The sequence below is a fragment of the Faecalibacterium sp. 9 genome, assembly GCF_048320955.1.
GTDB lineage: Bacteria > Bacillota > Clostridia > Oscillospirales > Ruminococcaceae > Faecalibacterium > Faecalibacterium wellingii.
On record NZ_JBLWGB010000001.1, the window covers coordinates 1,412,649 to 1,436,307 of the forward strand.

The window sequence follows — 23,659 nt, forward strand, 5'->3', positions numbered from 1 at the left end:
ACGGTTTCCGGTTTTGGTCACGGTACAAGGGTTAGATCCGGGAAGTCGTTTTTCCAGTAAACGGGACGCGTGTCCCGGTCAAACAGCACTTCTCCGGCGCGGTATTTCAGGCTGCAGCCGCTGGGGCTGCCGTCATCGTTCAGCAAAATGGCCCAGAACTCGCAGGGTCTGCCGTTCTGGTCGGTCAGCGTGAAGTACAGCTCGGTGCCGTCCTCGGTGCGGCCCTGTGTTCCCTCGGCGGTGCCGGTGAGGATGCCGCTCCACCCGTCCCATTCCACGCTCATGCAGCAGCTGCCGTCCGGCAGGAAGGTCATCCAGCGGATGCCCTTTGCGGCCTCGTCTCCGGCGCGGTAAGTGCCCCACAGCCTGCGGGGGATGGCGGTGTAGCCGATGTCGTCCCATGCCTCGGTGCGTTGAAAAACGTACCAGACCTCACTGCCCTTTTTGGGGCCGGTGGACTGCATCCGCAGCGAACCGTCCTCCATCATGGAGATGGTCCAGCGGCTTCTGCCGTCCTCGCTGAGACATTTCAGGTTCCAGCCCTGACTTTTTTCCCCGTCCCAGCCGGTCACAGCGCCGGCATTCAGCTCTCCGGTACGGGTCTCGGCAGCGGACTGGATCTGCGGGCTGACGTATGTTTCCCGGATGAAGGAGACGGTCACCGTGCCGGTGATCTCGGCCTTTTCCAGCCGCAGGGTAAAGCTTTCGTTGCGGTCGGCGGGGGCATAGCTTTCACCCTGCGTCACCGCCGTGACTGCCATCCACTCGGCCAGCACCTGCTGCTCCCAGTCCTGCGGCAGCGGCTGTGCATCCAGTGGGATGGTCACTTTGTCGTCTGTATACTGCTCCTGCGCTGCGCTGGACCGCCTGACCACAAAGGAAACGTTCCCCTTGCCGTCCAGCGAAAAAGGCAGCTCGTCCAGCGAAGTCCACCATGCGGTGTTTCCCTCTTTCAGGCTGCCGGTGGGCAGCATTCCTCTCTCGATGGCGGTCTGGCGGTCCAGCTCATCCCGGCGCTTCACGTCGCGGTAAAGCGCCTCTTCCAGCGCGGCGGGGTCTGCCCCCATACGCTCCAGCAGCTGGGTGGCGGTGAGCTGGTTTCCGCTTTCAAAGTCGAAGCACCAGCCCTGATAGAAGGGTGCATCGGTACCGCCGTAACAGCTGCTGACCACAAGGCTGACGCAGTCGCCGTACCAGCTGGCGTTCCAGTTCATCTCAATGCAGATGTCCCACACGTCCGGGTCGGCTGCCTCCGGGCAGTCGGCGTACTCTTGCACATCGTATTCGTAGAGCTGGGCGATCTCGGCGTTGATGCGGGCGGCGTCGGCGCTGTCGCTTTCCAGCCGGGGCAGGTGGATGTTCAGCCGGACGGTGCCGCCGTTCTCTGCCTGCACCACCTTTTCAAGGGTGTACTGCTCGGTGATCGCCGCGGTGGCGTGCATGGAATCCGGCGGGGTCGATTTCAGTTCCCGGCTGCCAGCCGGGCGGGCAGAGGCCGCGGTCTTTGCTCCGCAGCCCGCCAGCAGCGCCGCCAGCAAAACGGCCAGCGCGCCGCAGAGAGCGATGTGTTTCATCTTGCACCTCCTTGTCTGCGGGCTCAGCTGCGCCGGGGTCAGGGATCCGGGCAGCGGATCAGCTGCAGCTGGGTCTTTCCCTCGGCAAAGGGGTTTTGCCCGTCGATCATGGTAAGGTTCAGGGTCTCGTTGTACAGGTCGTACTTCACCGCCGCCACAAAGGTGATGCCCGGCATCCCGTCTGCCGTCTCGCTGGTAGAGACGCCCAGCACCATGCCCTCCGGCACCACGCCCAGATAGTCGGCGTAGCCCTGATAGAAAACGTTGTTGTCCTGCACGCCCATCTGGACGCAACCATTGCTTTCCACGTCCATCCAGTCAAACTGGTTGTCAGACATGTCGTTGAAGGCACCGACAGCCTCCGAGGGGATCTCCTGCGCGTTCCACTCTTCCGTCAGGGGAGCAAGTTCCAGCACAGAGCCATCCTCCTGATGCAGAATTACCTCTTTGCCGCTGCGTTCCAGCGCCACGCCGTTGTTTGCAATATAGATGGGGTCCTGACAGACCAGAACATTTCCGGATATAAGGCAGCGCAGCACGTCCACATATTCCACCACGCCGTCCTTCGTCAGCAGATAGACCACCGGGTGGAAGGATGCGCCGATTTCTCCGATGCACACATCCACATACTCATTATAGATGCCAAGGATGGGGTAGGTGCGGTCCTGTTCCAGCCGGATGCCGTAATCCGCGTCCCATGCGGCGGTCTCCGGCGTGCGGCGGAGGGTGATGGTGCCCTGCGTTCCTTCCAGCTGCACCGAAGCGCTGCCGTAGGTATCGGTCAGCACCGTCTGCGGCTGCGGGTCAGCAGCCTGCAGCGGGATCTCCACATCCAGCTGCCGCCAGCCCGACCCGGCGGGGGAGCTGCACCCGCCCCGGAGCACCAGCCGGTCCTGCTCCGGCAGCAGCAGGCACAGGTCATCCAGCTGGTTGTTTTCCAGCGTGTTCATCCGCATGCTTGCCAGATTGCCGCCGCTGCGCAGGCCCTCGTAGTAGCCGCCCTGCGCCATGCGCCGGTCAAAGGTCTGCATGGCCCCGCGCAGCATCTGCTGCTGCACGGCATCCGGGTCCAGCCCCATGCGCTGCAGCATTTCCGCCACGGAGACCTGCTTTCCGGTGGCAAAATCGAAGCACCAGCCCCGGGAATACCCCGGGTCGGAGCCGCCGTCGTAGCGGAACATCACAAGGCTTACGCAGTCGCCGTACCAGTAGGCGTCCCAATTGATATAAGTATCCGGGCTCCCCTCGTCCTGCTGGGGCTCGATCTCCGGGCTGTCCTCGTACTGTCGGAAGTCTGCCGCATACATGGCGGCAAGCTCATCGTTGAGATAAGCAGCGTCCGGGCCGTCGCACACCAGCTGCGGCACATGGACAGTCAGCTTCTGTGCGCTGCCCCACTCGTACCGCTGGATGGTCTTTTCCAGTGTGAACTGCTCGGTAATGCGGTCTTTTTGTGCTGTCTGCACCGCCGTGTCTGCGGTGCTTTGGGAAGCTGCGCCGGAGCCTGCGGGGGCAGCGGGAGCCGCCGCGCCGCCGCAGCCGGTCAGCCAGAGAGCCGCCAGCACCGCAGCGGCAAGGCGTTTGTGTTTCATGGTTCTTCTCCTGTGTTCTCAGCCGTAGCTGCGGGTCATCTGCAGCTGGGTCTCGCCCTCGGCAAAGGGGTTTTGCCCGGCGATCATGGTAACGCTCAGGGTCTCGTAGTACAGGTCGGTCTTGACCGCTGCCACAAACTCGATTGACGTCTGCCCGGCTTCGGTCTCGTCGGCAGAGATGCCCAGCACCACGCCCTCGGGCACCACGCCCAGATACGCGGCGTCGCCCCGATAGATGCGGCTGTTGTCCTGCACGCCCAGCTGAACGCTGCCGTCGCTGCCCAGATCCAGCCAGTTCCAGCCGGTTTCAGAGGTGTAGTTGTAGGAGCCGGTGACGGAATAGGGGATCTCCTGCGCGCTCCACTCTGCCGACAGGGGAGCCAGCTCCAGCACAGAGCCGTCCTTCCGGCGCAGGTTCACCTCGCTGCCGCAGAGTTCCAGCGCCACACCGTTGTTGGCAAAGTAGATGGGGTCCTGACAGATCATGGCATCCCCGAACAGCAGGCAGCGCAGCACGTCCACGTACTCCACCACGCCGTCTTTGGTCAGCAGATAGACCACCGGGCGGAAGAAGCCGTCCTCCTGCTCCCCGATGCACACGTCCACATATTCATTGTAAGCGCCAAGGATGGGGTAGGTGCGCGTCTGTTCCACCCGGATGCCAATGTCGCCCCATTGGTCGGTCTTTGGCGCGGGGCTCAGGGTGATGGTGCCCTGCGTTCCCTTCAGCTGCACCTGCACACCGTCGTAGGTGGCGGTCAGCACCGGGGTATCGGCGGGGGCGGCGGAGGTCAGCGGGATCTCCACATCCAGCTGCTGCCAGCCCCAGTCGGTCTCGGAGCAGTACTTGCCCCGGAGCACCAGCCGGTCCTGCTGGGGCAGCAGCAGACACAGGTTTTCCAGTTCATTGTATTCCAGCGTGCCCATCCGCATTTCCGACAGGTTCCCGCCGCTGCGCAGGCCCTCGTAATACGCGCCCTGCGCCATCTCCCGGTCAAAGGTTTGCATGGCCTGCCGCTGCACCTGCGCCTGTACTTCGTCCGGGTCCAGACCCATGTGCTGCAGCATCTCGGCTGTGGTGATCTGCCTGCCGGTGGCAAAATCGAAGCACCACCCGCTGTAATACCACGGTGCTTCGTCGTAATCGTGGCTGCGCATCACCAGACTGACGCAGTCGCCGTACCAGTAGGCGTCCCAGTTGATCTCGGTCTGTGAGCACTCTTCGCCCTGCGGCACCTCAGCGTCCGGGTAGCTTTCATAATCCTTGTATTCCGCCGCATACATAGCGGCAAGTTCCTCGTTGAGAGCAGCGGCGTCCGGGCTGTCGCACACAAGCTGCGGCACATGGATGCTCAGCTTCATCACGCCGATCATCTCGCCCCGCACCGTCTTTTCAAGGCTCCACTGGTCGGTGATGCGCTCCTTTTGCGCCGTCTGCACCGCTGCGGCTGCGGCGCTTTGGGAAGCTGCGCCGGAGCCTGCGGGGGCCGCGGGGGCAGCTGCGCCGCCGCAGCCGGTCAGCAGCAGCGCCGCAGCCAGAACCACAGCAGCAAAACATTTGTGTTTCATGGCTGTCTCCTTTCACTTACAAAGCCCCGGGCACACAGGAGGATGGGCAGTGCCCGGGGCCGGGAAATTTCCAAAGATCAATGGGAGACCTTTTCGCCCACCACCAGTGCGATGAAGTAATCCTCACCGCCGATGCTGCGCACCGACATGGCAAAGCAGTGTGGGTTGTCTACCGCCATGTTGATGCCTTCCGACATATAAGTCAGCCACTTCTGTCCCTGCGCCTCGTTGGTGGGGTATTTCAAGGTCTCCAATTTGTTCGTTCCTTTCGGTCCAATCGATCCAAGGCCCGCAGTAAAATAGCGATCATAGATGGGATACCCCTTGTTAAACAGCGTCTGTTTGATCTCCGCTTCCTTTACCTTTACATCGTTTTCGAACTTTGTTGCGTCAACGACCGGATTCCCCTCCTTTACAAAGGGGCTGATGAGAAGGTCGGTAAGTTCTTCCAGATCCTTCTCATAGACCAGCTCCGTCAGACCCTTGTCCCTGCGGAACTGATTGAGGGCGTCCAGTGCCTGCTGGACTCTGATGTCATTGGAGGGCGTCGGTGCGCTGGGGGCACCGCCGCAGCCTGCCAGCGAGAGCGCCACAACGGCTGCGCCGGTAAGGGTGAGGAATTCGCGTCGGTTCATCTCTTTCATGGGGGGTGCTCCTTTCTATAAAGCCCCGGACACAGGGGGAGTGTGCCCGGGGCAAACAGGGGGATGTTTTGATGTCTTGTTATCTTATGCCGTTTTGTTCCAGAACACGGTAGCGATCATGTAGGTATTGCTCTGAACCACCGGGCAGTAGATGCTGATGAACTCTGCCTTCCGGCTGAGACTATACTCCAGGATTTTATCCACAAATTTCTGAACCACCGCATCCTCGCAGGAATACTTATACGTCAAGGATATCTCCATATTTTCTTCCTCGCCAGTCGGTTCAGAGACTCCGGCAGCTCCTCCAAGTTCATACTTTTGCTTCATTGTGTATTCCCACGCTGTAATATCACCCAGTTTCTTTATGTCATCCATTGTCAGCGTATGCACCGATTCTTTTGCGTCCTCGAAGATTCCTCCTTGGATTTTTATGGCTCCCTGCGCTTCCTGATTGAGGGTCAGCTGCTCATGGTCAACCAGATTTGCATTAAACTTTTCCTTCCAGACCTTGTTGATAGCTGTCAGCAGCTCGGCTTCCTTGCCGGTGGGCACTGCGGGAGGTGCGGGAGGTGCGGAGGGCCCGCCGCAGCCTGCCAGTGAGAGCGCCACAACGGCTGCGCCGGTAAGGGTGAGGAATTCGCGTCGGTTCATCTCTTTCATGGGGGTGCTCCTTTCTTCTTATAAAGCCCCCGGGCACGCTGTGAGGCTTCCGTGCCCGGGGCAAACAGGGGGGGCTTGTTATCTTATGGCTTGTTATTTCGGAACATAACAGCGGTCATGTAAGTCTTGCCCTGAACCACCGGGCAGTAGATGCTGATGTACTCTGCCTTGGGGCTATTAGGATTGCTGTTCAGCAGTTTCTCTACAAAAGCCCGAACGGCAGTATCCTCGCAAGAATACGCATCCTCCAGAGTCACCACATCATTGTGAGACTGATAGAGGCTGCCGGCAGTACCTGCCAAACTGTCCTCGCCGCCATACTTTTGCATTTTCTCCGCAAACTCAAGGTATCCCTTCGAAAACATCTCACCGTCCTCGGCTGTCAGCTGATGCGTTGTCTCGTTGGCCTTTTCAAGAATAAGCCCGTAAGCCCTTATGACGCCCACCGCATCCTGATTGAGGATCAGCTGCTCATGGTCAACCGCCTTTGCCTCGTACTTTTCCTTCCAGACCTTGTTGATGGCTGCCACCAGCTCGGCTTCCTTGCCGGTGGGTGCTGCGGGTGCGGAGGGCCCGCCGCAGCCTGCCAGCGAGAGCGCCACAACGGCTGCGCCGGTAAGGGTGAGGAATTCGCGTCGGTTCATCTCTTTCATGGGGGTGCTCCTTTCTGTTTGTCCCCCTGCTTTTTAGGGGGCTCTGGTTTGGGTGTTACGAAAATCAACTTTTGTAGCTTGACCCGGAGCGAAAGCCTTCACCCCTTGGGGGGAAGGTGGCGCGTAGCGCCGGATGAGGGGTATTTAGGGTAAAACGCTGCTGTCCTGCGCCCTCATCAGTCACCTACGGTGACAGCTTCCCCCGACCGGGGGAAGCCTTCATGCGGAAAATTGATTTCCGTAGTCGGGTACTCTCTGCACTTGCAGTCCGCTCCATCTTATGCTATCCTTATGAATAGAATCCACAGATGCCTGTTGACACGTTTTGTGCACAGCGACAGGCTTTCTGCACCGGCGCAGGACTTTTTCTGGTTGTACTGTACCATACCCGGGAAAAAATTGCCCCCTCAGAAAAGCCGTTTTTGGGGGGCAATTCCAAAAAAATTTTGGGGGTTTTGGGGCTTCCCCCTCAAAAAATCCCCCCAAAAAGCCCAAAATTGGGGGGATTTTGGGGCAGTTCCCCCAAAAAAACAGGCAGCTGCAGCCCTGCCTGTGCCGGTTTCCCCCCTCTGGCTGCAATGTGCGGAAAGGAGTCATGATAAATGGAACGAAGGACATTTTTAAAGCTTGCGGCGCTCGTCCCCGGTCTGGCACTTGCGGGCTGCGGCGGCAGCAAGACCCTGCTCTCTCCCAAGGACCCCACCATGCTCAGCATCTGGCATGTGTACGGCGAACAGGCCGACTCGCCCATGAACCGCCTGCTGACCGAGTTCAACGACACGGTGGGCAGGGAGAAGGGCATCCTGCTCAACGTGACCAACATGACCAACAGTGCCGCCATCGGCGGCCAGCTGCAGGACGCCAAGGCCGGCAAGCCCGGCGCGCTGGACCTGCCGGACCTGTTCTCGGCCCACCCCGCGGACGCAAGCGGTCTGGGCATTGAGAACCTTGTGGACTGGAACGACTGGTTCACCGCCGAGGACATGGCGGCCTATGTGCCCGGCTTTGTGCAGGACGGCATCATTGACGGGCGGCAGGTGGTGTTCCCGGTGTCCAAATCCACCCAGCTCATCTTTTTGAACGGCTCCCAGTACGCCCGGTTTGCGGCGGACACCGGGGCGCAGCTTTCCACCCTTGCCACATGGGACGGCTTTTTTGAAATGGCGGGTGCCTACCGGCAGTGGTCCCAGGGCAAGCCCTTCTGCGCGCTGGACTACCCCCTGCGTCTGGTGGAGCTGAACGCGCTGGAGCAGGGCAGCGCAGAGCTGTACAAGGGCAGCTGGTACGATCTGACCAACGAGACCTTCCGCGCCTCGTGGATGGAGTTTGCCCGGGCGCTGGTGCAGGGCGATATTCTGATCTCGGACCTGTACTCCAACACGCAGGTGATGACCGGCGAGACGCTGGCGGGCCTTGGCAGCTCTGCGGCCATCCTTTATTACAATGATTTCGTCACCTACCCGGACAACACCACCGAACCCACCGACCTGCTGCTGGCTCCTTTGCCCCACGCCGCAGGCACCGCCACGCCCCTGATGCCGCAGGCCGGTGTGGGCCTGTGCGCCTTCAAGACCACCGACCAGAAGGCCGAAGCCGCCGCCGTGTTCCTGCGCTGGCTCACCGAACAGCAGCGCAATCTGGAATTTGCCGCCGATACCGGCTACATGCCGGTGTCCAGCGCCGCCTTTGACGCCATTGCGGACTATCCCTTTGAGCAGCAGAGCTATCAGCGGCTGTACGACGTCTACAACGAAATGCGCATCCAGAACACCCCCCTGCCCGAACCGGGCATCGTGGGGTACCACGCCAAGGCCAAAGCCTTGTACGACAGCCTGCGCCAGCGCCAGAAGGACTACCCCCAGCGCCTTGCGGACGGCGAAACGCTGGAAGCCCTTGCCGAGGAAACATGGCAGCTGCTGTGTGACAATGCCTGAGCCTGCCGCTCAGCCGGAAAGGAGGGACTTTGATGCACTTTGTTGACCGGCACCGTGAAAAGATCCGCCAAAGCCCCATGAGCAGCCGGCTGCTGTGGGCCTGCCTGCTGCTGGTAGTGCTGCTGGTGTTGACCTTTGGTGCGGCGCTGTTCCTGTTTGCCAGCCTGCACAACACCAAAAAGGACATCAGCCGCAGTCTGCAGATCCAGTTTTCGGTGTTCCAGAACGATATGGAGCGCTATTTTGAACAGCTGGCGGTCATGGGCGTGAACCTGTCCGAGGACATGAGCGCAGAGGTGGACAAGGAGCTTGCCCTGCGGCAGATGTCCTTTGCCCAGCTGAACGACTCCCCCGAGGTGCTGAACGCGCTGGAGGAGGAAATGATCGAGCCGCTGTGCCGCCGTCTGCGCCAGACCGGCTGTTCCGGCGCTTTTGTGCTGCTGGATGCCACCGTCAACACCCGCATGGAGGGGGCAGAGCATTCCCGCGCCGGGCTGTATGTGCAGAAAAGCGGTGCCGACACCCCCACCGTGCCCCTGCTGCTGTACCGGGGCAGTGCGGAGGTGGGCAAGGCCCACAGCGTGATGCCCCACCGCAAGTGGCGCATGGAGTTCCAGACCGACCAGTTCCCGGACTACGACCGCTGGATGACCCCCGGAAGCGCCCCGCTGTACCAGTCCTACACGCTGACCGAGCGGTTCGAGCTGCCCGGCACCTCGGAGGAGGTGCAGCTGTTTTTGCTGCCCCTGCGGGGGCGGGACGGCACGATGTACGGGCTGTGCGGCTTTGAGATCAGAGAGAGCTACTTCAAGCAGAACTTTGCCCAGCCCACCGGCTTTGACCGGCTGAGCTGCCTGCTGGCCCCGGCGGGGGACGGCCTTGCCGCCGATGCCGCCCTCAGCAGCGGCACCACCGGCGGCTACTACCATGCCCCTCGGAACACGCTGGTGCTGCGCAGCATGGGCGGCGGGCTGACCCAGTTGACCGGCCCCGACAGCGCCTATGCGGGCATCTCCCAGCTGTGCCGCCTGAGCGAGAGCCAGTCCTACCGGCTGGCGGTGTGCATCCCCATGGCAGACTACCGGAGACTGGTCTTTTCCGGCAATCTGCAGATGCTGCTCATCGGCCTGTTCATCGCCTTTTTCGTGGTGTTCTGCTGCATGAACTTCCACCGGCGCATCCTCTCGCCTGCGTTCCGGCAGTTCGAGGAGGACCGGCGGGAGTCCCGGCGGCGGATGGACGAGCTGCAGCTGGAACGCCAGCAGATGCAGACCGAGCTGTCCCGGCTGGCGGACGTGTGCCGCAACGAGTCGGTGCCCGATGCCTTCCAGACCTTTGTGGCGGGCATCCCCACCCTGACCAAGACCGAACGCCGCATCTTTGACGGCTACGCCGCCGGGCTGCGCACCCGGGAGATCGCGCAGCAGCTGGATATCAAGGACAGCACCCTGCGCTTCCACAACAAGAACATCTACGACAAACTGGGTGTCAGCTCCCTCAAGCAGCTGCAGCAGTTCGTGGCGATCCTGAACTCCGGCAGCGGCAGCGCCCCGGACGAAAACGCCCCGCCGAAAGGCCGCTGAACGGAATGCTCCTGCACCGCTATCCCAAACACTTTTACTTGAAATAGACCTGAAATGGTGGTAGAGTTGAGAAAAACAGGAGGAAGCAGTATGTGGTTTGTTTTTGCGTTGGGGTCAGCGGTATTTGCCGCATTGACTTCTATTCTTGCGAAGATCGGCATTGACGGAGTAAATTCCACGCTTGCCACGGCCATTCGCACTGCAGTTGTGCTCCTGATGAGCTGGGGCATGGTGTTTCTGACGGGAACACAGACCGGCATCGGGGACATTTCTCACAAAAGCTGGCTGTTCCTGATCCTATCCGGCCTTGCCACGGGTGCAAGCTGGCTGTGCTACTATCACGCGCTGCAGATCGGTGCAGCGTCCAAGGTGGTCCCTATCGATAAACTGAGCGTGGTCATCACGCTGGCACTGGCATTTTTCATCCTGCATGAGCCGTTCACGGCCAAAAGTCTGATCGGCTGTGCGCTCATTGCCGCAGGAACCTTGTTCATGGTATTATAAAAGCAAGAAATGGCTGCGACACGTTGCGTGGTGCCGCAGCCTGCAGATCGAGCGCTTTCGTCTGATATAACTATTATTTTTGAACAAATGCCTTGACATCTTGTGCGGACTGCGTTATTATAAAGACAATAAAAGTTTGTTCAGAGAATCGAGCAGAACAAACAAGAGGGAAAGCAAAACCCTTTTGTTTGCTCTGCTCTTTTTCTTTTGTTCGGAAAACAGAGCGATCAGGAGGTATTTATGCTGGATGTAGCGATCATCGGCTGCGGCGTCATCGGCGCAGCAAGTGCCTACGAGCTGTCACACTACCGGCTGCAGACCGCGGTCTTTGAGGCGGAAAACGATGTGGCAGACTGCACGACCAAGGCCAACAGTGCTATTCTGCACGCCGGATACGATCCCGAGCCGGGCACCCAGATGGCGCGGCTCAATGTGGAGGGCTCTGCACTGGCCAAGGAGATCTGTGCCCGTCTGGATGTGCCGTACCATCAGTGCGGCAGTCTGGTGCTGGCCCTCAGCCCGGAGGAGCTGCCCCACCTGCAGAAACTGTATGAGAACGGCATCGCCAACGGCGTGCCGGGTATCCGGCTGCTTTCCGCAGAGGAAACGCTTGCCATGGAGCCGAATCTGGCCCCCAATGTGGTTGGCGCGCTGTATGCGCCCAGCGCCGCCATCGTCAGCCCGTGGGACTTTGCACTGGCCATGGCAGAAGTAGCCGTGCGCAACGGTGTGGAGCTGCACCGCAGCTGCCCTGTGACCCACATTGAAAAGACTGCCGACGGATGGGCACTGACAACGCCCGATGGCATCGTGGAGACCCGCTACATCATCAATGCGGCAGGCATCTCGGCACAGGCCGTGCACGATATGGCTGCGCCCCACAAATTTACCATCCAGCCCACCCGCGGCGAATACTACCTGCTGGACAAATCCGAGGGCAGCCGTGTGCACCACGTCATCTTCCAGTGTCCCAACGAAAACGGCAAGGGCGTTCTGGTGGCCCCCACCGTCCACGGCAACCTGCTCGTCGGCCCGGACGCCGTTCGGGTAGAGGGCGACAACACCGCCTGCACCGCTGCCGGTCTGGCTTTTGTCAGCGCCGCAGCCCGCCGCAGCGTGCCGAGCATCCGGTTCGGGGAGTCCATCCGCAACTTTGCGGGTGTCCGCGCCAATGTGGACACGGGCGACTTCGTTATCGGCGAAGCAGAGGGCGCGCCCGGTTTCATTGATCTGGCGGGTATGAAATCGCCCGGCCTGTCCAGCGCCCCGGCTGTCGCAAAGGAAGTTACCAAGATCCTGAAGGCCCACGGCGACCTGCCCGCCGCCAAGACAGACTACAGGGACGGCCGCACCAGAGTGCGCTTTAAGGAGTGTTCGCCGGAAGAAAAGGCCCGGCTCATTGCGGAAGATCCCGCATACGGCCGCGTGGTCTGCCGCTGCGAGACGATCACCGAGGGCGAAATTCTGGACGCCCTGCGGGAAGAGATCCCCGCCACCACCATCGACGGCGTCAAGCGCCGCTGCGGTGCCGGTATGGGCCGCTGTCAGGGCGGCTTCTGCGGGCCGCGGGTGCTGGAGCTGATCAGCAAAACGCTGGGCATCAGCCCGCTGGACGTACTGCAGGATAAAGCCGGTACCAACGTCTTACTGTGCGAAACCAAGCAGGAGGAAAATCACCATGATTGATCTGGTCATCGTCGGCGGCGGCCCGGCAGGCCTTGCCGCAGCTTACAGCGCATGGCAGCACGGCCTGCGCGATATTCTGATTTTGGAGCGGGATAACGAACTGGGCGGCATCCTGAACCAGTGCATCCACAATGGCTTTGGTCTGCACCGCTTTGGGGAGCAGCTCACCGGCCCGGAGTATGCCGGACGCTGCATTGAACTGCTGCAATCCACCGGCGTGCGGGTGGAGCTGGGCACCATGGTGCTGGAGGTCACCCCGGACAAAAAGATCCACTGTGTCAGCCGGGAAAAGGGCTATCAGATCCTGGAGGCAAGAAGCGTGATTCTCTGCATGGGCTGCCGGGAACGCACCCGCGGTGCGATCGGCATCCCGGGCACCCGCCCCGCCGGCATCTACACCGCCGGTGCTGCCCAGCGCTATGTCAACATGGAGGGCTATCTGGTAGGCAAGCGGGTGCTCATCCTCGGCAGCGGCGACATTGGCCTGATCATGGCCCGCCGCATGACGCTGGAAGGGGCCAAAGTGCTGGCCTGCGTGGAGGTCATGCCGTATTCCGGCGGCCTGACCCGCAACATCGTGCAGTGCCTGCAGGACTTCGACATCCCTCTGTATCTGTCCCACACCATCGTGGATATTCAGGGCAAGGCCCGCGTAGAAAAGGCCATCGTTGCCAAGGTGGACGAGAACCGCCGCCCCATCCCGGGCACCGAAATGGAATTTGATGTGGATACCATCCTGCTCAGCGTCGGCCTGATCCCGGAAAATGAGCTGACCCGGCAGGCAGGCATCCCCATGGACCCCCACACCAAGGGCGCTGTGGTCTACGAGAATATGGAGACCGGTATCCCCGGTGTGTTCGCCTGCGGCAACGTGGTGCATGTGCATGATCTGGTGGACTTCGTTTCGGGCGAAAGCGACCTTGCCGGTGCTTCTGCGGCGGCCTATGTTTTGAAGGGCGAAGCCTCCGATACGGTTGTGCTTGACCTTGTCCCGGGCAATGGCGTGGGCTACACCGTGCCGCAGCGGGTGCGCCCCGCCGATGTGGACAGGAGCGTGAATATCTCCTTCCGCGTGCGGCAGAACTACGGCCCCAGCCAGATCACCGTGACCTGCGGCGGCAGGCAGCTGGCCCGGTTCAAGCGCCAGCGCATGGCACCCGGTGAGATGGAGCACATCACCCTGCCAAAAGTCCTGCTGGAAAAAGCGGACGGCCCTCTGACCGTCGCGGTAGAGGAGGTTATTGCAGAATGAGCCGTATCAAAGAAGTTATTTGCATCTGCTGTCCCTGCGGCTGCCACTTGCAGGTGGACCCGGAAAATGATTATAATGTAACGGGAAACGCCTGCCCCAACGGTGCCGCCTACGGCAGGGAGGAACTGACCCACCCCACCCGCATCCTCACCAGCACCGTGCGGGTGGAGGGCGGGATGTACCCGCGCTGCCCGGTAAAGACTGCGCAGGCTGTGCCCAAAGAGAAGATGACCGAGGTCATGGCTGCGCTGGACCGCGTCACTCTGCACGCACCCGTCCGCACTGGGCAGGTGGTGCTGGCCGACGTGTGCGGCACCGGCGTGGACATTGTGGCGACGCGAAATCTGTAATACACACTCCTGAAACGATACGGAGGTAGCAAAAGCATGAGTACAAAATATGTTCTGGCGCTGGATCAGGGAACCACCAGCAGCCGTGCCATCCTGTTCGACAATGAGCAGAATATCATTGCGGTGCAGCAGCGCGAGTTTGAGCAGATCTATCCGCAGCAGGGCTGGGTGGAGCACAACCCCATGGAGATCTGGTCCACCCAGTATGGAGTCATGAACGAGGTGGTGGCCCAGAGCGGCGTCGATGTCCACGACATTGCCGCCATTGGCATCACCAACCAGCGGGAGACCACCATCCTGTGGGAAAAGGCCACCGGCCGCCCCATCTATAACGCCATCGTCTGGCAGTGCCGCCGCACGGCACCGCTGGTGGATGAACTGCTGCAGCAGCCCGGCATGGCAGACTACATCCGGGAGAACACCGGCCTGATGCCCGATGCCTATTTCTCCGCAACGAAGATCAAGTGGATCTTGGACAATGTGCCCGGTGCGCGGGAGCGGGCCGAGGCAGGGGAGATCCTGTTCGGCACTGTGGACACATGGCTGGTCTGGAAGCTGACCGGCGGCAGAGTGCACGTCACCGACCGCACCAACGCCAGCCGCACCATGCTGTATAACATCCGCACGCTGGACTGGGACGACACTCTGCTCAAAGCGCTGGATATCCCGCGCTGCATTCTGCCCCGCGTGACCGATTCCAGCGAGGTCTACGGTACCACCGACCTGTGCGGTGTGCAGATCCCGGTGGCCGGCATTGCCGGTGACCAGCAGGCTGCACTGTTCGGGCAGAGCTGCTTTGGCAAGGGGGAGGCCAAGAACACCTACGGCACCGGCTGCTTTTTGCTGATGAACACCGGCGATACCATCTGCCGCAGCCGGAACGGCCTGATCTCTACCATTGCCATCAGCCTGAACGGCAGGGTGGAGTATGCGCTGGAGGGCAGCGTCTTTGTGGGTGGTGCTGTGATCCAGTGGGTGCGCGACGGTCTGCGCATGATCCAGGAAAGCCGCGACGCGGAATACTACGCCCAGAAGGTGCCGGACAACGGCGGCGTTTACATCGTGCCCGCCTTTACCGGTCTGGGTGCACCGTACTGGGATATGTACGCCCGCGGTGCCATCGTGGGCATCACCCGCGGTACCACCCAAAACCATATCATCCGCGCGGCGGAGGAATCCATCGCCTACCAGAGCGCCGATCTTGTGGCGGCCATGGAAAAGGACATCGGCGTGCCCATCACCTCGCTGAAGGTGGATGGCGGCGCCTCCCGTGACCAGTTCCTGATGCAGTTCCAAGCCGACATCCTGAATAAGACCGTGCTGCGCCCGGCCATCCGGGAGACGACCGCTCTGGGCGCAGCCTATCTGGCGGGCCTTGCCACCGGTGTGTGGAAGGACCGGGACGAGATCCGCAGCCTGTGGCACTGCAACATGACCTTTGCCCCGCAGATGGACGAGGCCGAACGCACCCGCCTGCTGGCCGGCTGGCACAAGGCTGTTGGCCGAAGCTGCGACTGGGCAGAGCATTGATGATTTTCGCTCACGATCACTTACAGCAAAAATGAGACAGGCAGCCCCTTGTGTTCGGGGAAGCCTGTCTCATTTTTTGTATGGAGCTGTTTGCAGCGGCCCATCGGGCCAAATTATGCTATCACTTGATGTCGAGTTCGGGCGGGACGTCGATCTGATCCGAGACGTACTTCCCGTTCTTTTTGCGCTGACGCACGCACTCGGTGAGCAGATACTCGATCTGCCCGTTCACCGAGCGGAAGTCATCCTCTGCCCAGGCGGCAAGGGCGTCGTAGAGCTTCGCGTTCAGGCGCAGGGGCACCTGCTTCTTGGGCTCTGCCATCAGTACAGGCTGCCGCTGTTCACAATGGGCTGTGCGTCACGGTTGCCGCACAGCACCACCAGCAGATTGGAGACCATCGCCGCCTTGCGTTCGTCGTCCAGCTCCACCACCTTGTTTTCGCTCAGGCGATCCAGGGCCATTTCCACCATGCCCACGGCGCCGTCCACGATCATCTTGCGGGCGTCGATGATGGCGCTTGCCTGCTGGCGCTGCAGCATCACGGCTGCGATCTCCGGCGCATAGGCCAGATAGGTGATGCGGGCCTCCACCACTTCGATGCCGGCCTGCTCAACATTCTTCTGGATCTCGTCCCGGATGCGGGCGGCTACCACCTCCGAGGAACCGCGCAGACTGCCCTCATCGGCTACGCCGTCGCCGGTGGTGTCCACATTGGGGGCTACATCATAAGGGTAAACGCGCACCACGTTGCGCAGGGCGCTGTCGCACTGCAGGGAGAGGTATTCCTTATAGTTGTCCACATTGAACACGGCCTTTGCGGTGTCGGTGACCCGCCAGATGACCGCAATGCCGATCTCCACCGGGTTGCCCAGACAGTCGTTGATCTTCTGGCGGGAGTTGTTGAGGGTCATCATTTTGAGCGAGATCTTCTTGCTGGTAGATTCTGCGGTCTGGGCACTGCTGTTACCTGCCTTGAGCAGGGCCGCCATGCCGGTTTCGCCGCTGTTCACGTCGCCGCTCTGGCTGAGCTTCGTGCCCGCCGCAGGGTTGACTGCGGTGCAGAACGGATTCACCCAGTAAAAGCCCTGCCCCTTTAAGGTGCCGATGTAATCGCCGAAGAGGGTGAGCACCAGTGCTTCCTGCGGTTTGAGCACCTTCAGGCCGCAGAACAGGAAAATGCCCGCCACCCAGTACAGGATGGACAGCGCCATGAGCAGAATGCCCGGGAACAGGCTGGTGTCCAGCAGGATCAGGCTGTACACGAACAGTGCCGTGAACACCACATAACCCAGCAGGGTGAGCAGCAGCATGACCATGCCGTTCTTTTTGGTCTGCAGAATTTTCTCTTCCATAATGGTCTCCTTCTTATCAGGGCTTGAAAACGTTTCTTTGTGATATCAAAATCATATCACTTTGAACTTTTGCTGTCAAGCCCCGGAGGCCAAAATCCCTTCAGGCGGGGTACAATGTTTATAAAACCGGCTTCTCAGTCCCGGAGCAATGCCACGGCCACATCGTTGACGTTCGTGCCGGTGGCCCCGGTCATGATGAGCCCCTCCACAGCCCGGAGGGCGTGATAGGCATCGTTGTGCTGCAGGGTGTCAAACACGTTCCAGCCTTTTTCAGCCAGCGCAGCAAGGGTCTCGCCGTCCACATAGCCGCCTGCAGCATCGGTGGGGCCATCGGTGCCGTCGCTGCCCACCGAGAACACTGCTGCGTTCCGCCCTGCAATGGCGGGAGCTGCCGCAAGCGCCAGCTCCTGATTCCGCCCGCCGAGGCCCCTGCCGGTCAGGTGGACGACCGTCTCGCCGCCTGCGATATAGGCCAGCTTTTTCCCGTGCCCCGTGTGAGTGCGGACGATGGAGCCAAGAAAGCTGCCCGCTTCCCGGGCCTCACAGCAAAGCTGATCGGTCAGTAGGATGGGCTCATAGCCCAATTCCCGGCAGGCATTGGCCGCAGCAGTGCACAGCTCCCGCACACTGCCGGTGATCCGGGTGGTCACGTTGTCCAGCGCTTTGGGCGTTTCCTGCTGCAGCAGCGTCTTTGCCTGTTCCGACAGGTTTAAATGGTACTTTTCCGCAATGGCAAGGGCCTGTGCGCAGGTGGAGGTGTCCGGCACCGCCGGGCCGCTGGCGATCATGTCCAGCGGGTCGCCGAGGATGTCACTGAGCACGATGCTGAACACCTCTGCTGGGGCACAGGCCTGCGCAAACCGTCCGCCCTTGACAGCGGAAAGCCGCTTGCGGATGGTGTTCATTTCCACGATATCGGCCCCGCTGGCGAGAAGCTGGCTTGTGATGTCCTGCAGCTCTTCCCCGGGCAGCAGCGGCCGCTCGAACAATGCGCTGCCGCCGCCGGAGAGCAGGAACAGCACGGTATCCTCTGCCGTCAGGCCCTGCACAAGGGTCAGCGCCTTTTCGGTGGCAGCAAAGCTGTTCTCGTCCGGGACCGGATGGCCTGCTTCACAGCAGGTCACGCCCGGGATCTCACCCTTTACGTGGCCGTATTTGGTCACCACCACACCGCCGTCCACACGGCCCAGTGCTTCCACCGCAGCGTGTGCCATCTGCCAGGCCGCCTTGCCCGCTGCCACCAGCAGCACTCTGCCGCCCCTCGGCGCAAAGGCTTTCAACGCACGGCGCACGGCTTCGTCCGGGAGAACGGCGTTCAGGCTGGAGCGGATGATGGCATCTGCATCCCTTCGCAGAGTCGGATTCATAAAGCATTCCTCCACTAACTGTTTTTGCTTTTAGTATAGCGCGTTTCTGTATTCTTTTAAAGTGCAGCTCTGCCGGGTTTCCTTCTTGATTTCAAAGAAAAATAAGGGTGAAAAAAATTGATATAACAGCTAAAATAGCGAAAAATGCATTGACAGTTGCACGGTTGTGACGCTATAATAGGCCGTGGAATATTTTCCGGCAGGATCATATTCCGAGGGAAAGAGGGGAAGCGTACCTTTTTGAACACAAAAAAACAATATCGCGCTGCTGCTGCGGCGCTGGCTGTGCTGGTGCTGGCGGCTTTGCTGCTTTTTGCAGGCGGCAGCTGGCTGGAAAAACGCAGCCGGAAACCGGAGACCCGGACCGAGCTGCCGCAGGCAGAGCAGGAGATCGTGGAACTGAACGGCCATACCTACAAAAAGCGTGACGGACTTACGACCATTCTTGTAATGGGCGTGGATCATGAAACGCAGGAGTCCTATGCATACCGGCAGGCCGGTCAGGCGGATTTCCTCCGGTTGATCGTGCTGGACAGCAACAACAAGACGGTGCAGCAGCTGCAGATCGACCGTGACACGATCACGCCGGTGACAGTGCTGGGCGTTATGGGGGACCGGTATGAGCCGGTGGAGCAGCAGATCTGTGTGGGCTATGGCTTTGGCGATGGACGCCAGACCAGCTGCGAGGTCACAGTGGAAGCTGTGGAAAATCTGCTGGGCGGACAGACGGTCGATCAGTATCTTTCCATGGGCCTGGATGGCATTTCAACACTGAATGACTTGGCGGGCGGCATTACCGTTACGCTGGAGGATGATTTCTCCGCCATCGATCCGGCTATGACCAAGGGCACGACCCTGACGCTGCATGGCGACCAGGCAGAGACCTTTGTCCGTACCCGCCGCAGCATCGGCGTTGGCACCAATGAGGCCCGCATGGCCCGGCAGGAACAGTATATCCAGAAGCTTGCCACACAGCTGGATGCTGAAGTAAAGCAGAACCAGAACTTTGTGCTCACGGCTTACGACGCAATGGAACCGTATCTCTATACGAACATCCCGCGCGGCCAGCTGGCAAATGAAGTGTGGGCGGCAAAGGATTATGAGCGGATGGATACAATCAAGCCGGAAGGCACCCATGAGATCGGTGCCGATGGCTTTATGGAGTTCTATCCGGATGCTGCAAGCCTGCAGCAGGCTGTATTGCAGCTTTTCTATGAACAGGTTGAATAAATGTGTGTGTTGCACATTTAGATAGAGGTACTCTCGGGGAAAGGGTATGAAAGTTTGAAAGGAAGAGTCATATGAAAATGAAAAAGGTCGTTGGTGTTGCAGTTTCTGTGGTTCTGGCCGTAAGTATGGTTGCAGCCACTGCTTTTGCAGCAGAGACTGCTCCTGCAAGCCCGACCAGCGCAGATAAGGATGCCGGCAAGATTACCTTTGAGGCCACCGGTTCTTCTTCTGAGGGCATGAACATCGAGTTAAAGACCACCACTGTTTCTGACGCGGAAGAGGAAGCTCTGAAGGCAGCAGGCAGCGTGCAGGCTTATCTGGGTGCAGATGCCCATTCTGAAATTACCCGCATTCTGGGCAGCAATGTGACCATCAGCGAGATCAAGGAGCTGGAGGTTACCGGTTATGTGGCTAGCATGGGCGATGTTGCCGCTTACCTCCACTTTGCAGCTCTGCCCAAGGCAGGCACTCAGGTTGTCGTTACGGTCAAGGTCGTCACTGCGAATGGCAACGTTATGACTCTGCCTGTGGTTGGTACCGTTGTTGAGCAGACTTCCACCGTCAATGGTAAACCTGTGACCCGGCGTGTTGTCAAGGTTGTGCTGGATAGCGTGACCATGGCAGACATTCAGGCTGGCAAGGCAACTGCTTCTGTTGCTACCGCAAAGTAATTAGCAGACTGCATCATTTGCGGTGCTCCCTGATGAAAAAGGGAACGCCGCATTTTTGGCGTATAGGATTTAGAGAAATAGAGGAAAGGGCACAACGCCCGGGCCGCATGGGCGGCAGTATTATAAGGTTATAAGGAGTGAAATCGTGCAGCAAGATACTTTTGTGAAGGAGCGCACAGCTTTAGCGGTACAGCCGGAACAGGGAGAAGACACCATTGATCTTCTGGAACTGTTCATGGGCCTGCTGGCCCACTGGACGCTCATTGCAGCCACGGCTGTGGTGGGTGCCGTACTGATGGCGCTTTATACGTTTTTTCTGGTAACGCCGATGTACAAGGCAACGGCCACCATCTATGTGGTCAGCCGCAATGATTCGGTGCTGAACTTCTCCGACCTGCAGGTCGGCAGCGAGCTGACCAGCGATTACATCAAGGTCTTTGAAATGTGGGAAGTCCACGAAAAGGTCATCAGCAATCTGGATTTGGATTACACCTACACCGATATGGCCAGTATGCTGTCTGTCACCAACACCAGCGACACCCGTATGCTGGATATCACGGTCACGAACCCGGACCCGGAAGAAGCGGCAGCGATCGCAAACGAGTATGCGGACGTGGGCGCAAAGTACATCTCGGAAAAGATGAAGACGGACGAGCCTACCCTGATGTCTTCTGCGCGTGTGCCGGAGAATCCGTTCAGCCCCAACAAGGCCAAGAACATCTTGATGGGCTTTGTAGTGGGCTTTGTGCTGGCCTGCGCCGTGGTGGTGCTGCGGACCATGCTGGACGATACCTACAAGTCTGCCGATGATATCCGCAAGTATACCGGTATGGTCGTGCTGGCATCGATCCCGCTGGCCGATGCTGGCGAACAGCCGAAAGAGAAAAGCGAGTTCAAGCGCCGCACCAAGCGGTTTGCCGATGATGTCCGCCGCCGTGTGGGCGGCAGCTCCGGGAGGAAAGCATGAAACAGCTGAAGATCACAAAATTTCCGACTCTGGATTATGCGGGAAATGAAGCCTTTAACACCCTGAGCACCAACCTCTCCTTTGCAGGTGCGAATGTCAAAAAGATCATGATTACCAGCTGCCATGCTGCAGAGGGCAAGAGCTATCTGTCCATGAACCTGATGCGCACGCTGGCACAGCGCGGCCTCAAGGTGGCGCTGGTGGACGCAGACCTGCGCCGCAGCACGATCAACAGTGACTACGGCCTGAAATATGAGGATGACCGCAGCGACGGCAAGGGCCTTTCCCATTTTCTGGTCGGTATGGTGGGCATGGATGAGGTCATCTACCAGACCGACATCCCCAACGCGATCATGGTGCCGGTGGGCCGCGATGTGCCCAACCCGCTGGCGCTGCTGACCAACAGCCATTTTGCCGAACTGCTGGATATGCTGGCCAAAATGGCAGATTACGTCATTGTGGACGCACCCCCGGTGGGCGTGGTCATCGATGCGGCGGAGATCGCCAAGGCATGTGATGGCACCCTGATCGCAGTGAACTACAACGATGTGAGCCGTCAGGAGCTGCTGGACGTGAAGCAGCAGATCGAGCAGACCGGCTGCCCCATTCTGGGCACGGTGCTCAATCAGGTGGACTACGACAACTATATGGGCCGCAAGTACTACAAATCCTACTCAAAGTATGGAAAGTACGGCTATTACAAAAAGTATTATAAGCGGAGCCACGAAGCGGAAAAGGAATGAGCGGCTTTACGGATTATCATGCGCACTTCGTCTACGGCGTGGACGATGGTGCACAGACCAGAGAAGAAATGTATGCCATGCTGGATGCAGCGGCAGCAGACGGTGTGCGGCACCTGTTTGCTACCTCCCACAGTACGCCGGGCATGGAACGCTTTCCACAGGAAGTCTATGACCGGCATCTGGCTCTGGCCCGCGCATACTGCACACAAAAAGGCTACGACCTGAAGCTGGAGCACGGCTCTGAGCTGCTGTATACCCCTGCGGCGGGATATGCGGCAGTCCAGCGCCAGCTGCTGACCTTGGGAGATACCGGCTGGGTGCTGCTGGAATTTGTGCCGAACATAACGGCAAAGGAGCTGGAAACAGCTCTGCAGGAGATCACGGGTGCGGGTTACCGCATTCTGGTGGCTCACATTGAGCGGTATCCCTGCCTTGCGCAGCACGGCCTGCTGGCCCGCCTGCATGAGCAGTACCGGCTGCGCTGCCAGATCAACTGCTCGGCTGTGCTGGACAGCGGCTTCTGGCAGCGGATGCGGCTGGAGCACTGGGTCAAGGCTGGGCTGGTGGACGCGGTCTCTTCCGATGCACACAACTGCACCTCCCGCCCGACCCGGATGCGGCAGGCCTACGCGCAGCTGTGCAGCCATGTGGGAGAAACTACGGCACAAAAATTGACAGGGATGGACGGCACGGAATATCTTGTATAATTGCCTGCGCTGCCGGAAATAAGATCCGGCTCAGACACCTCTTTCGGTCAGTGGTTTTGCGGACAAACGGCACGGAAGAGGTGCTTTTTCGTAATTAAGATAAGGTTTCCGTTTTTTTGTGCAAAAATAACTTGCGAATCAGCGGGTGACGTGTTAAACTGAACAAAGGGGAGCGTTTTGAACGTAAGCTTGCGGGGGTGTTGTTAAATGAAGATATTGGTCGTCGATGACGGACAGCTTGCGATCAACTCGCTGGTCCGCATCCTGTGCCGTGTTGCACCCGACTGTGATTATATCAGCGCCATGACCACCGAAGACGCATTGACTTGGATGCGTCAGGGGCCTATGGATGCTGCCTTCCTGAATCTGGAAATGCCCGGCATGAACGGGCTTGGTTTGGCGCGCATGATCCAGAAGCTGCAGCCGCGCTGCAACATCATTGTGGTGACAGAGCATCCGGAACATGCGCTGGAAGCGCTGCAGATCTTTGTCAGCGGCTTTCTGCTCAAGCCCGCAAACGAGGATGATATCAAGAATGTGCTGAAGCATCTGCGCTATCCGCCGGAGGATGGTCCGACAGGCGTCAAGATCCAATGCTTCGGCAATTTTGAGATCTTTGTCAATGGGCGCACACTGGCCTTCAAGCGCAGCAAGAGCAAAGAGCTGCTGGCCTATCTGGTGGACCGCAACGGTGCCACCTGTACCAACGGTGAAATGCTGGCGGTGCTGTGGGAGGATAAGCCCGATACCGCATCCCTGCACAGCCATCTGCGCAACCTAATCTTTGACCTGAGCCATGCGCTGGAAGATGCAGGCGTTACCGGCCTGCTCATCCGCGGCCGCAGCACGCTGGCCATCGATACGGGCAAGGTGGACTGCGATTATTACAACTTCCTGAAGGGGGACCGCTCGGCCATCAACTCCTACCGGGGCGAGTATATGACCCAGTATTCCTGGGCAGAGGTGACCCGCTCGGCGCTGCGCCAGCAGGCAAGCGCCCAGAAAACGGCGTCCATTCCCAGCTATTACGCGCCGACCGAATTTTGAAGCAAAAAGAAAAGCACTGCATTGCAGTGCTTTTCTTTTTGTC

The 23,659-nt window shown here is 59.6% G+C and carries 22 protein-coding genes; 13 read left to right on the plus strand and 9 right to left on the minus strand.

What is annotated here, in order from left to right; translation table 11 throughout:
- Positions 1 to 17: 17 nt before the first annotated feature.
- The 6 genes from ACKXF9_RS06780 to ACKXF9_RS06805 all read right to left on the minus strand — a co-directional run bounded on the left by ACKXF9_RS06780 (position 18) and on the right by ACKXF9_RS06805 (position 6,692).
- The gene (locus ACKXF9_RS06780; RefSeq protein WP_418265653.1) at positions 18 to 1,574 is read right to left on the minus strand and encodes a hypothetical protein; all 1,557 of its coding nucleotides are present in this window, start codon (positions 1,572 to 1,574) and stop codon (positions 18 to 20) included.
- A gap of 38 nt (positions 1,575 to 1,612) precedes the next feature.
- Positions 1,613 to 3,166, minus strand: a complete 1,554-nt coding sequence (locus ACKXF9_RS06785) for an acid-shock protein (protein WP_418265654.1) — start codon at positions 3,164 to 3,166, stop codon at positions 1,613 to 1,615.
- Positions 3,167 to 3,184: 18 nt separating this feature from the next.
- Positions 3,185 to 4,735, minus strand: a complete 1,551-nt coding sequence (locus tag ACKXF9_RS06790) for an acid-shock protein (protein ID WP_418265655.1) — start codon at positions 4,733 to 4,735, stop codon at positions 3,185 to 3,187.
- A 77-nt stretch (positions 4,736 to 4,812) separates the two neighbouring features.
- Positions 4,813 to 5,379: a twin-arginine translocation signal domain-containing protein gene (locus tag ACKXF9_RS06795; protein WP_418265656.1), complete on the minus strand. Its 567-nt coding sequence runs from the start codon at positions 5,377 to 5,379 to the stop codon at positions 4,813 to 4,815.
- Between the two features lie 84 nt (positions 5,380 to 5,463).
- Complete coding sequence (locus ACKXF9_RS06800; protein WP_418265657.1) at positions 5,464 to 6,039, minus strand: twin-arginine translocation signal domain-containing protein; 576 nt, start codon at positions 6,037 to 6,039, stop codon at positions 5,464 to 5,466.
- A gap of 83 nt (positions 6,040 to 6,122) precedes the next feature.
- Positions 6,123 to 6,692 carry a twin-arginine translocation signal domain-containing protein gene (locus ACKXF9_RS06805; protein WP_418265658.1) on the minus strand — a complete coding sequence of 190 codons (570 nt, stop codon included), beginning with the start codon at positions 6,690 to 6,692 and terminating at the stop codon, positions 6,123 to 6,125.
- A gap of 602 nt (positions 6,693 to 7,294) precedes the next feature.
- Between ACKXF9_RS06805 and ACKXF9_RS06810 the strand changes: the two genes are divergently transcribed.
- The 7 genes from ACKXF9_RS06810 (at position 7,295) to glpK (ending at position 15,531) form a co-directional block, all read left to right on the plus strand.
- Positions 7,295 to 8,626 carry an ABC transporter substrate-binding protein gene (locus tag ACKXF9_RS06810; RefSeq protein WP_418265659.1) on the plus strand — a complete coding sequence of 444 codons (1,332 nt, stop codon included), beginning with the start codon at positions 7,295 to 7,297 and terminating at the stop codon, positions 8,624 to 8,626.
- Between the two features lie 32 nt (positions 8,627 to 8,658).
- The gene (locus ACKXF9_RS06815) at positions 8,659 to 10,209 is read left to right on the plus strand and encodes a helix-turn-helix transcriptional regulator (protein ID WP_418265660.1); all 1,551 of its coding nucleotides are present in this window, start codon (positions 8,659 to 8,661) and stop codon (positions 10,207 to 10,209) included.
- Positions 10,210 to 10,299: 90 nt separating this feature from the next.
- On the plus strand, positions 10,300 to 10,713 hold the full coding sequence (locus tag ACKXF9_RS06820; protein WP_207685977.1) for an EamA family transporter: 414 nt from the start codon (positions 10,300 to 10,302) through the stop codon (positions 10,711 to 10,713).
- Positions 10,714 to 10,953: 240 nt separating this feature from the next.
- On the plus strand, positions 10,954 to 12,399 hold the full coding sequence (locus tag ACKXF9_RS06825; RefSeq protein ID WP_418265661.1) for an NAD(P)/FAD-dependent oxidoreductase: 1,446 nt from the start codon (positions 10,954 to 10,956) through the stop codon (positions 12,397 to 12,399).
- Positions 12,392 to 13,651, plus strand: coding sequence for an NAD(P)/FAD-dependent oxidoreductase (locus tag ACKXF9_RS06830; protein WP_418265662.1), 1,260 nt, complete (start codon positions 12,392 to 12,394; stop codon positions 13,649 to 13,651). Before ACKXF9_RS06825 ends, ACKXF9_RS06830 begins: the two co-directional genes overlap by 8 nt.
- Complete coding sequence (locus ACKXF9_RS06835; RefSeq protein WP_418265663.1) at positions 13,648 to 14,001, plus strand: DUF1667 domain-containing protein; 354 nt, start codon at positions 13,648 to 13,650, stop codon at positions 13,999 to 14,001. Before ACKXF9_RS06830 ends, ACKXF9_RS06835 begins: the two co-directional genes overlap by 4 nt.
- Before the next feature lie 36 nt (positions 14,002 to 14,037).
- Positions 14,038 to 15,531: a glycerol kinase GlpK gene (glpK, locus tag ACKXF9_RS06840; RefSeq protein WP_418265664.1), complete on the plus strand. Its 1,494-nt coding sequence runs from the start codon at positions 14,038 to 14,040 to the stop codon at positions 15,529 to 15,531.
- Between the two features lie 121 nt (positions 15,532 to 15,652).
- Here glpK and ACKXF9_RS06845 read toward each other — a convergent pair whose 3' ends face one another.
- From ACKXF9_RS06845 to ACKXF9_RS06855, 3 genes are all read right to left on the minus strand, one after another.
- Positions 15,653 to 15,853, minus strand: a complete 201-nt coding sequence (locus ACKXF9_RS06845) for a PTS ascorbate transporter subunit IIC (RefSeq protein ID WP_005940562.1) — start codon at positions 15,851 to 15,853, stop codon at positions 15,653 to 15,655.
- The gene (locus tag ACKXF9_RS06850) at positions 15,853 to 16,884 is read right to left on the minus strand and encodes an SPFH domain-containing protein (RefSeq protein ID WP_249238265.1); all 1,032 of its coding nucleotides are present in this window, start codon (positions 16,882 to 16,884) and stop codon (positions 15,853 to 15,855) included. The genes ACKXF9_RS06845 and ACKXF9_RS06850 overlap by 1 nt, the downstream gene beginning before the upstream one ends.
- 134 nt (positions 16,885 to 17,018) lie before the next feature.
- Positions 17,019 to 18,251, minus strand: coding sequence for a glycerate kinase type-2 family protein (locus ACKXF9_RS06855; protein WP_418265665.1), 1,233 nt, complete (start codon positions 18,249 to 18,251; stop codon positions 17,019 to 17,021).
- 240 nt (positions 18,252 to 18,491) lie between these two features.
- Between ACKXF9_RS06855 and ACKXF9_RS06860 the strand changes: the two genes are divergently transcribed.
- The 6 genes from ACKXF9_RS06860 to ACKXF9_RS06885 all read left to right on the plus strand — a co-directional run bounded on the left by ACKXF9_RS06860 (position 18,492) and on the right by ACKXF9_RS06885 (position 23,616).
- Entirely contained in the window at positions 18,492 to 19,481 is a 990-nt protein-coding gene (locus ACKXF9_RS06860; RefSeq protein ID WP_418265666.1) for an LCP family protein, read from the plus strand.
- Positions 19,482 to 19,552: 71 nt separating this feature from the next.
- On the plus strand, positions 19,553 to 20,152 hold the full coding sequence (locus ACKXF9_RS06865; RefSeq protein WP_418265667.1) for a hypothetical protein: 600 nt from the start codon (positions 19,553 to 19,555) through the stop codon (positions 20,150 to 20,152).
- A 145-nt stretch (positions 20,153 to 20,297) separates the two neighbouring features.
- Positions 20,298 to 21,119, plus strand: coding sequence for a YveK family protein (locus ACKXF9_RS06870; protein ID WP_418265668.1), 822 nt, complete (start codon positions 20,298 to 20,300; stop codon positions 21,117 to 21,119).
- Positions 21,116 to 21,862 (plus strand): CpsD/CapB family tyrosine-protein kinase, encoded by a 747-nt coding sequence (locus ACKXF9_RS06875; RefSeq protein ID WP_418265669.1) that lies wholly within the window; start codon positions 21,116 to 21,118, stop codon positions 21,860 to 21,862. The genes ACKXF9_RS06870 and ACKXF9_RS06875 overlap by 4 nt, the downstream gene beginning before the upstream one ends.
- Positions 21,859 to 22,569 (plus strand): CpsB/CapC family capsule biosynthesis tyrosine phosphatase, encoded by a 711-nt coding sequence (locus ACKXF9_RS06880; RefSeq protein ID WP_418265670.1) that lies wholly within the window; start codon positions 21,859 to 21,861, stop codon positions 22,567 to 22,569. The genes ACKXF9_RS06875 and ACKXF9_RS06880 overlap by 4 nt, the downstream gene beginning before the upstream one ends.
- Positions 22,570 to 22,776: 207 nt before the next feature.
- Positions 22,777 to 23,616 carry a response regulator gene (locus tag ACKXF9_RS06885; RefSeq protein ID WP_418265671.1) on the plus strand — a complete coding sequence of 280 codons (840 nt, stop codon included), beginning with the start codon at positions 22,777 to 22,779 and terminating at the stop codon, positions 23,614 to 23,616.
- Positions 23,617 to 23,659 lie beyond the last annotated feature (43 nt).

Coding starts and splice junctions, on each gene's coding strand:
- ACKXF9_RS06780 (WP_418265653.1), bottom strand. CDS start 1,574: ATGAAACACATCGCTCTCTGCGGCGCGCTGGCCGTTTTGCTGGCGGCG.
- ACKXF9_RS06785 (WP_418265654.1), bottom strand. CDS start 3,166: ATGAAACACAAACGCCTTGCCGCTGCGGTGCTGGCGGCTCTCTGGCTG.
- ACKXF9_RS06790 (WP_418265655.1), bottom strand. CDS start 4,735: ATGAAACACAAATGTTTTGCTGCTGTGGTTCTGGCTGCGGCGCTGCTG.
- ACKXF9_RS06795 (WP_418265656.1), bottom strand. CDS start 5,379: ATGAAAGAGATGAACCGACGCGAATTCCTCACCCTTACCGGCGCAGCC.
- ACKXF9_RS06800 (WP_418265657.1), bottom strand. CDS start 6,039: ATGAAAGAGATGAACCGACGCGAATTCCTCACCCTTACCGGCGCAGCC.
- ACKXF9_RS06805 (WP_418265658.1), bottom strand. CDS start 6,692: ATGAAAGAGATGAACCGACGCGAATTCCTCACCCTTACCGGCGCAGCC.
- ACKXF9_RS06810 (WP_418265659.1), top strand. CDS start 7,295: ATGGAACGAAGGACATTTTTAAAGCTTGCGGCGCTCGTCCCCGGTCTG.
- ACKXF9_RS06815 (WP_418265660.1), top strand. CDS start 8,659: ATGCACTTTGTTGACCGGCACCGTGAAAAGATCCGCCAAAGCCCCATG.
- ACKXF9_RS06820 (WP_207685977.1), top strand. CDS start 10,300: ATGTGGTTTGTTTTTGCGTTGGGGTCAGCGGTATTTGCCGCATTGACT.
- ACKXF9_RS06825 (WP_418265661.1), top strand. CDS start 10,954: ATGCTGGATGTAGCGATCATCGGCTGCGGCGTCATCGGCGCAGCAAGT.
- ACKXF9_RS06830 (WP_418265662.1), top strand. CDS start 12,392: ATGATTGATCTGGTCATCGTCGGCGGCGGCCCGGCAGGCCTTGCCGCA.
- ACKXF9_RS06835 (WP_418265663.1), top strand. CDS start 13,648: ATGAGCCGTATCAAAGAAGTTATTTGCATCTGCTGTCCCTGCGGCTGC.
- glpK (WP_418265664.1), top strand. CDS start 14,038: ATGAGTACAAAATATGTTCTGGCGCTGGATCAGGGAACCACCAGCAGC.
- ACKXF9_RS06845 (WP_005940562.1), bottom strand. CDS start 15,853: ATGGCAGAGCCCAAGAAGCAGGTGCCCCTGCGCCTGAACGCGAAGCTC.
- ACKXF9_RS06850 (WP_249238265.1), bottom strand. CDS start 16,884: ATGGAAGAGAAAATTCTGCAGACCAAAAAGAACGGCATGGTCATGCTG.
- ACKXF9_RS06855 (WP_418265665.1), bottom strand. CDS start 18,251: ATGAATCCGACTCTGCGAAGGGATGCAGATGCCATCATCCGCTCCAGC.
- ACKXF9_RS06865 (WP_418265667.1), top strand. CDS start 19,553: ATGAAAATGAAAAAGGTCGTTGGTGTTGCAGTTTCTGTGGTTCTGGCC.
- ACKXF9_RS06875 (WP_418265669.1), top strand. CDS start 21,116: ATGAAACAGCTGAAGATCACAAAATTTCCGACTCTGGATTATGCGGGA.
- ACKXF9_RS06880 (WP_418265670.1), top strand. CDS start 21,859: ATGAGCGGCTTTACGGATTATCATGCGCACTTCGTCTACGGCGTGGAC.
- ACKXF9_RS06885 (WP_418265671.1), top strand. CDS start 22,777: ATGAAGATATTGGTCGTCGATGACGGACAGCTTGCGATCAACTCGCTG.